The organism is Fodinisporobacter ferrooxydans (assembly GCF_022818495.1).
In the GTDB taxonomy this organism is placed as follows: domain Bacteria; phylum Bacillota; class Bacilli; order Tumebacillales; family MYW30-H2; genus Fodinisporobacter; species Fodinisporobacter ferrooxydans.
Window position 1 is genome coordinate 3,463,997 of sequence record NZ_CP089291.1, and the last position, 11,878, is coordinate 3,475,874.

Below are 11,878 nucleotides of genomic sequence, written 5' to 3' on the forward strand. Positions count from 1 at the left end.
GGGAAAATGAAATGGCAAAAAAACAATATGGATTTGCCATTGTGGGTGCGGGTGTGATTGGAAAAGCACATGCAGCAACGCTTCAACATATCGAGCAGGCAAAACTTGTTGCGGTATGTGATGTGATTCCGGATCGGGCGCGCGAGATCGCCAAAACATATCATTGCGATTGGTATACGGATCTGCAGGAAATGTTGGTAAATCCGGCCATCGATATCGTAAATGTTTGTACGCCAAGTGGAATGCATGGAAGGCACGCGATTGCGGCGGCACGCGCCGGAAAACATGTCATTGCTGAAAAGCCGATGGATGTAACTCTTGATATGGCACATGAGATGATCGAGGAATGTAAGAAAGCAAATGTAAAATTGGCGGTCATTTCACAGCACCGGTTTGATCCGGCAACTGTTCAGGTGAAGCAAGAAATCGAAAACGGCCGTTTTGGCAAATTGCTGATGGGTACGGGCGCCATCAATTGGTACCGGTCACAAGCGTACTATGACAGCGGCGACTGGCGCGGCACATGGGAATTGGACGGCGGCGGCGCTTTGATGAATCAGGGAATTCATACAATTGACGTATTGCAGTATCTGATGGGCCCGGTTGCAAGCGTATATGCACATTGTGAAACATTGGGACATGAACGCATTGAGGTCGAAGATGCTGCGGTTGCTACTGTAAGGTTCCGGAATGGTGCGATTGGTACAATTGTGGGGACTACTTGCGCATATCCGGGACTTACAACACGGATTGAAGTGTTTGGCAAAGATGGCAGCGCTGTCATTGATAATGATGCGTTGGTGCATGCTGTTTTTCGCGATGAAGCAGGAGAGGTTGGCAACTACGGAGGCAAGGTCGCTGCAGAAAAAAGCAAGAAAGATGAAACAGGCGCCGCGGATCCAGCCGCGATCTCACATAAAGGCCATCTGGCACAAATACAAGATATGATTGACGCACTTGATGAAAATCGTGAACCTCAGGTAAATGGGGAAGAAGCCATCCGTCCGCTTGAAATTATTCTGGCTATCTATGAATCTGCAAGAACCGGTGAACTGGTAAAATTGCCGCTGCAAAACACGGAACAAGCAAAAATAGTAGTATAGTAAACATGTATGGCTCCAAACGGATGATGCATAGTTTTGGGCAGTCGGAATAAAAAAGCAGGCAAGAGCAGGCAAGAGCAGGCAAAACCTTGAAATGGGGAGCCTGCTTTTTTTATTTCGTTGATCGAATCGCCACAGGGATTCGACTCAGGGAATTGAAAACATGCAAACATTCGCTATATACTGGAAACACAGCAAATATGTATCCGTTTTCAATTCGTTTTGATTGGAAAAGGAGAGATTCGTATCCGTAATCCGTTTAAATCTTACAGTATCGGTTATATTTTTTTTGGCAGTTTTGCAGGAATCATTGTTGTTTTAACCATTTTTGTCAGTTGGGTGAGTTATGACCTTTCGTTGAATCAACTGGAAATCAATACGACTTCATTTCAAAAAAGCATATTGAGTCAATTAAATAAGAAATTGGAAATTGAAATGACATCGATTGAAGATCTATCGTTGGCAATAGCAAGAAATGATGCTTTGCATACGTTTATGAAAGGGATTGATGACACATATAAACGCAATCAAACGGTAACGAATATGACGAATAGTATCGAAAATATTACATTTAGCGAGCCAATCATCGATTCGATAACGATATATCTGGAAAATCCGCCAAGTTATGGACAACAAGTGTCTATACAGTACGACAGATTGAAAGACATGCAAACATTGGCATGGTATCAAAAAGTTAAAAATTCAGATTTTTCCTGGATTGGCGAGCATAAAATTCTTACGAATCATGGAAAGGTTTCTGTGATTAGTTTTGTCAGAAAACTTTATAATTCTGTTGGTGTTACACAAGGATTTTTGGTGATCAATCTAAAGTCGGATGATTTTAAAAAGATGTTTCAGGGTGAGGGAATCGTATCAAATGTACTTCTCTTAGATTCTGGTGGATATCTGATTGTCGGTGCCGGAGATCCGGATTTTATCCGAAAAGCCAATGTATATCTCAATCAGATCGATACATTGGGGGATCAAAAGGAACAAAATGAAAATGGAGTAACACGTAGTAATGACCAACTGGTTGTATGGAATCGTTCGTTTCAATCGGGTTGGATTTTAATCGAAGTAACGCCATTGCGTAAACTTGCTGATGGGAGTTTTCGCATGGCAGTTATTTTTACGGGATTTGGGTTGATTGCCATCATCGTATCCTTGCTTTTTACGTTATATATATCGAAACAATTTACTCGCCCGATATTTGAACTCATCAAAAATATGAAAGATATACCAAGGGAATTTGGCGAAAATCGCCTGCCGGAAGACTACCAAAACGAGTTTGGCGCCCTATTTCAAGGATATAAGCATATGGTCAATCGTATTCTGGAACTATACCACTCGTTGGATAACCAATACCAGAAGCAAAGGGAAGCGGAAATCAAAGCACTGCAATCCATGATAAACCCGCATTTTTTATATAACACACTGGACCAATTAAATTGGATGGCGATTGCTGCGGGTGAGGAACGAATGAGCATGGTTCTGGAATTAATGGGCAAGATGTTTCGAATTGGATTATCCAATGGAGAAAGTTTGATAACGATTCGGGAGGAATTGCTGCACCTGGAATGTTATATGAAAATTCAACAAATCCGTTTAGGCGAAGGAATTACATATCAATTTGATGTACCGTCAGAAGTTCAAGAATTTTATATCCCCAAACTTACCTTGCAGCCGTTCGTAGAAAATTCAATTTTACATGGATTTCACGACCGGCATGAGGGCCATAGTTTGATTCGGATTTCCGAAGATAAAGATTTTTTGCATGTACAGATTGCCGATAACGGGATTGGACTTCGAGCGGACAATCGCAATGACAATAAACAATTGGGGGGATATGGCATACGCAACGTCAGCGAACGTTTAAAAGCGTATTTTGGAAGCTCCTTTGGCATTCAGATGGAAAGTCTTGAAAACATGGGTACGGTAGTATCGTTTCGATTACCCAAGATAACGGATAAACAGAATTTTGGGGGACTGCAATATGTGGAAAATAGTAATCATTGATGATGATCCGCAAGTCCTTACAGGAATGAAACGCGCCATTCCCTGGGGAGAATTGAATGCCGTATGTGTTGGGGAAGGACTCGACGGAAAAAAAGGTTTGGATGTCATTCGGAACGAACGACCGGATATTGTATTGACGGATATTTATATGCCTGTGATGAGCGGGTTGGAAATGCTTGAACAATTACGTAATGAAGACTATCAAGGCAAATTGATCATCTTAAGCGGCTACTCGGATTTTGAATATGCCAGGCAGGCACTCCGGTTGCAAGTGGATGATTACCTGTCAAAGCCAGTGACAATCTCCACGATCAAAACAGTGATTCAAAACGCAATCCGGCAATTGGAACAGGAAGCGGTACAACGAGTGTTCCAAGAAGAAATCAAACAGCGTCTTAAGATGTATGAACCGTTTTATGATAACGATTTGGCGAAATCAGGAAATGAAAATATAAAACATAAGAAAATGGTCGAGTTCGTGATTCAGTATATTCAAGAACATTACGCGAAAGATATAACGATTTGCGAAATAGCAGAAAAATTATATATATCGAAAAACTACTTGAATCAGATTTTCAAAAAAGCTACAGGGGAATCGTTTAATCATTACCTGACGCTTGTTCGGTTGGAAAAAGCGAAAGCAATGATTCTGGAAGGAAACTATTTGGTATATGAGATCGCCGAAAAAGTCGGATATAAAAACACGCCTTATTTTAGTACCCTATTTAAGAAATATATGGGGATGAACCCAACCGATTTCATTAGATAAACCTTTCATTAAAAATTGTTATATTTTAAAATATTTTGTTCATTCGTAGTATATAAAATGAAAAGAAAGCGCATTACAATAAGTATATCAGGTATTCAATAGGGGGAACGATGGAGGGAACATGCTGTCTGAAGCATATCCAAGCATTCATGATTTTTTCAACCTTAGGATTGGCATTGGCCGGATGCGGACTTACTACTTCCACACAAACAGAAGGAGGAAGTGTCTCGAGTCAAAACATAATCCATTTGAAGATCGCCTGGTGGGGTTCCCAGGTTCGACATGATGTAACATTAAAAGCGATCAAATTGTATGAAAAAGAACATCCTGATGAAACGTTTACTGCCGAATATTCCTCATACAATGATTACTGGAAGACACTTGCGACAGAGGAATCCGCAAACGCAGCTCCAGATATCATCCAAATGGATGCAGCATATCTCGCGGACTATGCAGCTCGTGGACGATTGGCTGATTTGTCGACAGGAATCAGCACGGGAGACATCGATCAACCGCTTCTGGATTCGGGCAAATATAAGGGCAAGTTATATGCAGTCGCTTTAGGAAATAATGCGTATGGCATCGCCTATAATAAAATTGCCTTGGAAAAACTGGGCATATCCCTTCCGAGAGCCAGCTGGACTTGGGATGCGTATTTTCAGCTAGCAAAGAAAATTCAACCAAAACTTGAGCAAGGTCATTTCGCAATCAGTGACAGTTCTGCGGATGCGAGAGTCTATCAAACCTATCAATTGGCCATGGGCAAAGGCGATATTGCAGCAGCAAAGTTTGCGATTGATGAGCACACATGGGCCAATTGGGAGCGGACATTTGCGGAATTGCGGAAAGAAGGCGTCGTTCCACCGCCGAATGTGGAGACATCTGAAAAACAGTATGATCCAAAACAAGACTTATTATTAAACGGAACGGTATTATTCCGGCCGATGTTCGCAGCCGAATTTCCTGCTTACAACAGTATCCGACCGGGCATATTCGCATTGACTACGATGCCAAAAGGAGTACAAGCCGGCGGTTATTTGAAGCCATCGATGTTTTGGGCGGTGAATCCTCGCTCCAAGCACATAAAAGAAGCAAAGAACTTTATTAATTGGTTTATTCATGATCCGAAAGCTGCGGAAATTCTGGGGACTACAAGGGGGATTCCGGTATCGAATCAAGTGTTGGATGCGTTGCGTTCCAATTTTACGGACGCAGATAAAGAACAGCTGGAGCTTATAAAGAAGACCGCCAAAGATGCCAATCCATTTGCGTCAGGTCCCAAAGGATGGGGAAATTTCGAGGAACCCGATTATAAACGGATCACCCAACAGCTGGAGTTTGGCAAAGCATCATACGATCAAGTGTTTCAGGAACTAGAGAAAAAGTTTTACGACGATATTCAATAATTTTGTCGATACTTTTTAGGTGGGGATCGAAAATGAAACACTGGATAACGGCATGTTTTCGAAAAAAAGATGAAAAATTCCCTCATACAAGTCTACATTCACATAATCAATTCGAGATTTATCATTTTCATAGTGGAAATTGCAAATATATGATTCATGATCGTGTTTATGATTTGCAGCCGGGAGATTTGATTCTAATGAATGGTCTGACGCTGCATCGTGCGATTCCTTTGCCACCCGTGCCGTATGAACGAAGTGTCATTCAATTTTCTCCTGATTGGATCCGTCCTGTTACAAAATTGATCAACATGCCGGAGTTGTTAAGTCCGTTCCAGAAACGGCGAAACTGTTTGCTGCGGACCGCTGATGACTTCTCCCTGAAAAAAATCGATGAGTTAATGCAAAGAATCGCGGAACAAGCAAGTGATGCATCGAAACAGAATCCCCAACGATATAGTGAAGCGCGAATCAAAACGTTGCTTGTAGAACTTCTTTTTCATATCTATGAATTATGTGTACTGGATGAAAGAGATTCTCCCAATCATACATCTGAAAAAGAACAGCATGTAGAACGAATGATCCAATGGATCGATTTGCATTTTACGAAAAAAATTCACCTCGATGATATTGCCCAAAATTTAAACATCAGCAAATATTACTTGTCACATGTATTCAAGGAAATTACCGGAAGTACAGTGATGGATTATCTCATGAGCCGTCGCTTGAATTGGGCCAAGTATTTACTGGAAACCGAGCCGGAAATGTCGATATCGGATATTACAATGGATTCCGGATTTGAAAGTTTAGCGCATTTTAGCAGATATTTTCGGCAAAAGCTAGGAATTTCACCGACAGCATACAGGAAGCAAACATGCAGCGCAATCCTCGGTCCATTCCCTCGACAAACAAAGCAACATCTTACAAGTGCATGTTCAAAAAGCGGTTAAGTAAGACACAAGGAGCGCAAAGCCGAAGCATGAAAAGTCGATTACAGGCGTGAAACATGAGTTTTATTTTAAACTCTTCATCAATAAGCTAAAAGTAGAATCATAGTTTTGCAAAAAATAGGTGAGAAGGGAGGGGCGCGGGGAAACAATTATCTATGATTTGTATATGAGAAATCGTAATGTGATTGCACAATACAAACAATAGGGGGAATATGTGTTATGGCAAAATTGAAAGCGATTTCAAAAAGAAAAATTCTTGCATTGGCGGGGATCAGTCTCAGCGGCACATTAGTCGTAGCCGGTTGCGGTTCCGCTGCAACAAGCGGTTCGTCCGCTCCCGCCAAAGGAAACTCGGCTGGCGGTAAAAACATAACGATTACCGTGTATGTAGGCAGATACAACGCAGATCCGAAAGCACAAGAAAATCTGTTCAAAAACACATTAATTCCAGAATTCGAAAAAGCGAATCCCGGAGTTCATATTAAATTTTCCGCATGGAGTACAGCAGCCGAAGAAAACACGTCGATCCAAACATCTTTGGCGACGAAACAAGGACCGGATATTTTCGAACTTGGGTCAACATTAATTCCGACCGCATATGCGACGAATGGATTTCATGTGTTCAGCCAACAAGACTGGAACACGCTGGGCGGACAGAAGAAGTTCTTCCCGGCACAAATGACAATGTCCGGCCCAAGCCCTGACAAATACATTGCCGTACCCGAATATATGCAGCCATTTGGCATGGTTTACAACAAGAAAATGTTTGCTGCGGCAGGAATCAAAACTCCGCCAAAGACATGGACGGAATTTGTGGATGATGCAAAAAAAATGACAAATCCATCCAAAGACCAATGGGGGACTGTCATTGACCCGTCCGATTCCTTTGATCCCTGGAAAATCGGTTGGGGATTCACCAAACAACTCGGTGGTGATTTCATCAGCAAGGATCTCAAAACAGCAACATTGGATTCAAAGGAGTCGATCAATGGATTAAAATTTTGGTTTGATTGGCTGACAAAATACCATATCGTGTCACCCAACGATCTCACGTATAAAGCGGTAGACGCCGATAAAGCATTTGAAAATGGGCATGTCGGTATGGAAATCATGCGTGCACCTACCATGGTACCCGCATTAAGCAAATCGGTTGTAAAAAATGATTATGCATTTGCACCTATGCCGACCATTCCCTACGGCATGACAACTTTGCCCGCAGGTGGCGTGCCGACGCAAACGATCGTATCCGGTCAATATTTTTGTATACCGAATTATGTAACGGGGGCACGCTACCAGGCAGTGTTAAAATTTTTGAAGTTTTTAACAGATGTAAAACAACAACAGGAATTTTTCAAAACGTACGGGTATATGCCGGCAAACTTAGATGCCTATCAAAATGATCCGGAATTAAATACAGATCTCATCAAAGCATTTATTGATGCGGAAAAGAATGCTTCACCGACTCCGTTTACCGGTGCATGGGGGAATCTTGAAGTCGTCTACGGAGGTGTTGCAAGCAAAATCGCCAATGAGATTGCGACAAACTCTTATAAAGAAGCGGACATTGCCAATCTGTTAAAAGCGGCCAATGCACAGGTACAGTCATCCTTGCAGCAGTAATCAGTACGAGATGGGGTGGGAAGCCTCCCACCTCCATTTGCTCCATCCTCATGCAGATTTCCAGCTAAACGGCCATGGCATTTGCCCGCAAAGGCATGTCGCAACTTTTCTTTGAAGGAGGGGAAAATGTGCGGGAAACACAGGTTGAGCCAATCACATCTTCAGCTGCAAACACCGTTTCACGTGTGGGGCCAGGAGTCGGCAAGTTGCAAAAAAGGAACAGCCCTCCTTATTGGATGATGTTTCCGGCATTATTGCTTCTTATCATCATTGTTGTCGCACCATTTTTAGTAGCTGTTTACACCAGTTTTACCAAGTTGGATCAGTATACGATTGCCAACTGGACACACGCTCCATTTGTCGGATGGAAGAATTACGTAAATGCATTTACGCAAGGAAATGCACTGGGTGCTTCTGCCATTCAGAGTGTTTGGGTAAGTATCGCATTTTCCCTGCTGACTACGATCGGTATTACCCCAATCGGAATCATCGCAGCATTATTGGTGAATAAACCGTTCCGTGGACAAAGATGGGTGCGGGCAATGTTCCTGATCCCTTATGTCATGCCGATATTCGTAAATGCAATTACCTGGCGACTGCTGTTTATGAACGGGTGGGGCTTAATTGACAGGATTTTGTCGGCGCTCCATTTGGCGAGCAAGAATACATTCTGGTTAATTGGGCCGCATAGTTTTTGGGCGATGGTGATTGCGGACATTTGGTCTTCGTGGCCGTTTGTGTATTTGATGGTTTTGGCGGGATTGCAGGGAATTTCGGACGATCTGTATGAATCCGCTCATATGGATGGCGCCACACCCATTCGTTGTTTCTTTTCCATTACATTGCCGTCACTCCGTCCGATTTTGGGATTGGCACTTTTGCTTTCGACATTGAACCATTTTAATAATTTTACGTTGCCGTTTATTATGTTCGGAACGCCACCTGCACCGCAAGCGGACGTTTTGCCTTTAAACGTGTATGTTACATCGTTCCAAACGTTTAATTTTGGCCTGGGTGCCGCCATGTCGTTGCTTACACTCGTATTAATGATGATTCCGGCATTTTTCTATATTCGTATGTTGCGGCTGGGGGAGGAATCTTGATGCCGGCAAAACGTTTAACTTCACAGCGCGGGGTATGGAACAAATTGCGAGCGATTGGGATTTGTATCTTTGCGATCATGATACTCTTGCCGATTTCCTATGTCATTCTGATTTCTATTACACCGGATTCGGAAGTTGGTTCCGGTTCCCTTTTGCCTACGCATTTTGCATGGAACAATTACGTCCAAATGTGGCAAACGGTAAACCTTGCGCAAAATATTCAAAACAGTATTATAATCTCCGCCTTTACTGGCATCCTGTCAACGATCATCGCTTTAGGCGCAGCATATGTTCTTGCCCGCTTTCAATTTAGAGGAAGAAAGACGTTTTTGCTTTCCTTGATTACGATGCAGACGATTCCCCAAGTCATGATGTTGTTGCCGTTATTTGTCATCCTCGTCATCATTCAAAACGCAATCAATGTTCACCTTGTGGGACAGTACTATACAGTGATTATTACTTACATGACGTTTGCATTGCCATTTGCTTGCTGGTTGCTGTTATCCTATATGGCGAACATTCCGGTTGAACTGGAAGAAGCAGGATTGGTTGACGGATGTACCCGCTGGCAAGTTGTCAGGCACATTGTATTCCCGTTAATGTTGCCGGGAATGGTAGTTTCTTTCGTATTTTCGTTTTTGCTGGCTTGGAGCGACGTTTTGTTTGCGAGTGTGTTGACATCACCCGCAACACATACAGTTGCTGTTGGTTTACAGGCATATATTGCAAGCGGTGAAGCTGGAGGAGACGTATATTGGGGCCAGTTGATGGCAGCAAGCCTGACAAGCGGTTTGCCAATTGTGATCATCTTTCTATTCTTCCAAAAATACATCATGGGAGGCTTGGCAAGCGGAGCGGTAAAGGGCTGATGGAACATCGATCGGCCATCAATCGGACAACAAATTTTATCATGTTTCAAAGTACATTTATTATGAGTGGAGGGTTCCTATGTTGCTGGGTTGTTGCGTGGATGCAGAGCATCTTTCTCATGTTGCGGAAAGCGGTTTCGATTTTGCGGAATTACGTGTCGAATCAACGCTGCCAATGGAAAAAGAAGACGTTTGGCAGAGAGAACGCAAGCGGTTGTTAAGCTGCAACGTCCCCATTCCCAGTTTTAACGTATTATTGCCAAGGGGCATGCATGTAGTCGGTCCAAATGTAGCGCTTGCTGAACTCAGAACGTACTTGGATACTGTTTTCTATCGGATGGCCGAGTTGGGGGGACGACATATTTCATTTGGATCAGGCGCTGCCCGAAATGTTCCGGAACATTTTGAACGACAGCAGGCAAAAGCGCAACTCGTAGATTTTATCGGCTTGCTTGCAAGTATTGCCGAACCTTATTCGATTCAAGTAAACATCGAGTTTCTCAATCGGAAAGAAACAAATATCATTCTTAGCCTGAAAGAAGCAAATGAATACGCCAAACAAATCAACAAAACCTCAGTAAAAATACTGGCCGATCTTTATCACATCATGGAGGAAGAGGAGCCGTTAGCTGATCTTTATCAGGTGCGAGAACATCTGGGATATGTGCATGTCGCTGATTCCGGGCGCTTGTATCCTGGCAGTGGAAGCTATCCGTATCATGAGTACTTCAAAATATTAAGAGAAATCGGATATGACGGACCCGTCTCGGTGGAATGCAGATGGGGCAATATTCGCGAGGAAATGAAAGCGGCTGCGCGATTTTTGCGACAGTTTGTGTAAACGCAAGTACAAAAGGAAACGCAAGAACAAAAGGATAAGAAACAAAATGCTATTCGAACGGAAGAAGTTCGAATGAAAAAAGTTCGAATGGAAAAAATTCGAAAGGAAAAAGTTAGAGGGGATTATTTGATGGCAGAAACACTCGGTTTCGCAGTGATCGGTTGTGGGGTTATCGGCTTAAAACACGCGGAGGAAATTAGCCGGATTGCGGATGCAAAGCTGGTGGCTGTAACAGATTCTGTTTTGGAGCGGGCGAAAAGCAGCGGGGAAACGTTTGGAGTCGAGTGGTATCAAGATTTTCGACAAATGCTGAAACGACCGGATATTCAAATTGTCAATATTTGCACACCGAGTGGAATGCACGCGGATTTTGCGGTCGAAGTGGCCAAGGCGGGAAAGCATGTGATTGTAGAAAAACCGATTGACATTGCCATAGAAAAGGCGGATGCCATGATTGAAGCATGCAAAGAAGCGGGTGTGAAGCTTTGCGTCATTTCACAGCACCGGTTTGACCCTGCGACGGCAAGAGTCAAAGCAAGCATTGAAGAAGGCAAGCTTGGACAACTGTTTTTGGCTGAAGCGGCAGTCAATTGGTATCGTTCGCAAGGATACTATGACAGCGGTGATTGGCGGGGCACGTGGGCGTTTGATGGCGGAGGAGCTCTCATGAACCAATCCATTCATACGATTGATGTATTGCAGTATCTGATGGGACCGATTGAAAGTGTGCATGCGTACATGGGGACAAAGAACCATGAGCGGATTGAAGTAGAGGATGTGGCAGTTGCCATTGCTCGCTTTCGAAACGGGGGAATGGGTACAATTGCAGGAACGACTGCAGCATATCCCGGATTATCGACACGGCTAGAGATTTTTGGAACAAACGGCAGTGCAGTCATTGAATCCGATCAATTGACACATTTATATCAAATCGAAACGCCTGTGAAAGGTGTGCATCACAGAATCAAGGCGACCAATCTGGCCCAAGAGTCAGAATGCAACAAGAATGATACAGCTTCAACACCGGCGATTTCTGCACACCGATTCCAATTTCAAGACATGATTGACGCGGTTCGAAGCAATCGGGAACCGCTGGTAAATGGAATTGAGGGAAGAAAAAGTTTGGAAATTATTTTGGCCATCTACAAATCTGCCCAGACAGGCGAGACGGTGTATTTGCCACTTAACTAATAATGGGGTGTTA

The 11,878-nt window shown here is 43.2% G+C and carries 10 protein-coding genes; all 10 read left to right on the top strand.

Annotated elements, in window-relative coordinates; all coding sequences use genetic code 11:
* The first annotated feature begins 11 nt into the window (after positions 1-11).
* The 10 genes from LSG31_RS16635 to LSG31_RS16680 all read left to right on the top strand — a co-directional run bounded on the left by LSG31_RS16635 (position 12) and on the right by LSG31_RS16680 (position 11,865).
* On the top strand, positions 12-1,103 hold the full coding sequence (locus LSG31_RS16635) for a Gfo/Idh/MocA family protein (RefSeq protein WP_347436180.1): 1,092 nt from the start codon (positions 12-14) through the stop codon (positions 1,101-1,103).
* Between the two features lie 357 nt (positions 1,104-1,460).
* The gene (locus LSG31_RS16640; RefSeq protein ID WP_347436181.1) at positions 1,461-3,119 is read left to right on the top strand and encodes a sensor histidine kinase; all 1,659 of its coding nucleotides are present in this window, start codon (positions 1,461-1,463) and stop codon (positions 3,117-3,119) included.
* Positions 3,097-3,888, top strand: coding sequence for a response regulator transcription factor (locus LSG31_RS16645; protein ID WP_347436182.1), 792 nt, complete (start codon positions 3,097-3,099; stop codon positions 3,886-3,888). Before LSG31_RS16640 ends, LSG31_RS16645 begins: the two co-directional genes overlap by 23 nt.
* A gap of 110 nt (positions 3,889-3,998) precedes the next feature.
* Complete coding sequence (locus LSG31_RS16650; RefSeq protein WP_347436183.1) at positions 3,999-5,294, top strand: ABC transporter substrate-binding protein; 1,296 nt, start codon at positions 3,999-4,001, stop codon at positions 5,292-5,294.
* A 32-nt stretch (positions 5,295-5,326) separates the two neighbouring features.
* Positions 5,327-6,241 (top strand): AraC family transcriptional regulator, encoded by a 915-nt coding sequence (locus LSG31_RS16655; RefSeq protein WP_347436184.1) that lies wholly within the window; start codon positions 5,327-5,329, stop codon positions 6,239-6,241.
* A gap of 219 nt (positions 6,242-6,460) precedes the next feature.
* Positions 6,461-7,861, top strand: a complete 1,401-nt coding sequence (locus tag LSG31_RS16660; protein ID WP_347436185.1) for an ABC transporter substrate-binding protein — start codon at positions 6,461-6,463, stop codon at positions 7,859-7,861.
* 128 nt (positions 7,862-7,989) lie between these two features.
* Positions 7,990-8,964 (top strand): carbohydrate ABC transporter permease, encoded by a 975-nt coding sequence (locus LSG31_RS16665; protein ID WP_347436186.1) that lies wholly within the window; start codon positions 7,990-7,992, stop codon positions 8,962-8,964.
* The gene (locus tag LSG31_RS16670; protein ID WP_347436187.1) at positions 8,964-9,833 is read left to right on the top strand and encodes a carbohydrate ABC transporter permease; all 870 of its coding nucleotides are present in this window, start codon (positions 8,964-8,966) and stop codon (positions 9,831-9,833) included. Before LSG31_RS16665 ends, LSG31_RS16670 begins: the two co-directional genes overlap by 1 nt.
* 79 nt (positions 9,834-9,912) lie before the next feature.
* Positions 9,913-10,674 carry a sugar phosphate isomerase/epimerase family protein gene (locus LSG31_RS16675; protein WP_347436188.1) on the top strand — a complete coding sequence of 254 codons (762 nt, stop codon included), beginning with the start codon at positions 9,913-9,915 and terminating at the stop codon, positions 10,672-10,674.
* Between the two features lie 129 nt (positions 10,675-10,803).
* Positions 10,804-11,865: a Gfo/Idh/MocA family protein gene (locus LSG31_RS16680; protein ID WP_347436189.1), complete on the top strand. Its 1,062-nt coding sequence runs from the start codon at positions 10,804-10,806 to the stop codon at positions 11,863-11,865.
* Positions 11,866-11,878: the final 13 nt, after the last annotated feature.

Excerpts from the sequence above, each read along its gene's own strand:
- LSG31_RS16635 (WP_347436180.1), top strand. The coding sequence starts at position 12 with ATGGCAAAAAAACAATATGGATTTGCCATTGTGGGTGCGGGTGTGATT.
- LSG31_RS16645 (WP_347436182.1), top strand. The coding sequence starts at position 3,097 with ATGTGGAAAATAGTAATCATTGATGATGATCCGCAAGTCCTTACAGGA.
- LSG31_RS16650 (WP_347436183.1), top strand. The coding sequence starts at position 3,999 with ATGGAGGGAACATGCTGTCTGAAGCATATCCAAGCATTCATGATTTTT.
- LSG31_RS16655 (WP_347436184.1), top strand. The coding sequence starts at position 5,327 with ATGAAACACTGGATAACGGCATGTTTTCGAAAAAAAGATGAAAAATTC.
- LSG31_RS16660 (WP_347436185.1), top strand. The coding sequence starts at position 6,461 with ATGGCAAAATTGAAAGCGATTTCAAAAAGAAAAATTCTTGCATTGGCG.
- LSG31_RS16670 (WP_347436187.1), top strand. The coding sequence starts at position 8,964 with ATGCCGGCAAAACGTTTAACTTCACAGCGCGGGGTATGGAACAAATTG.
- LSG31_RS16675 (WP_347436188.1), top strand. The coding sequence starts at position 9,913 with ATGTTGCTGGGTTGTTGCGTGGATGCAGAGCATCTTTCTCATGTTGCG.
- LSG31_RS16680 (WP_347436189.1), top strand. The coding sequence starts at position 10,804 with ATGGCAGAAACACTCGGTTTCGCAGTGATCGGTTGTGGGGTTATCGGC.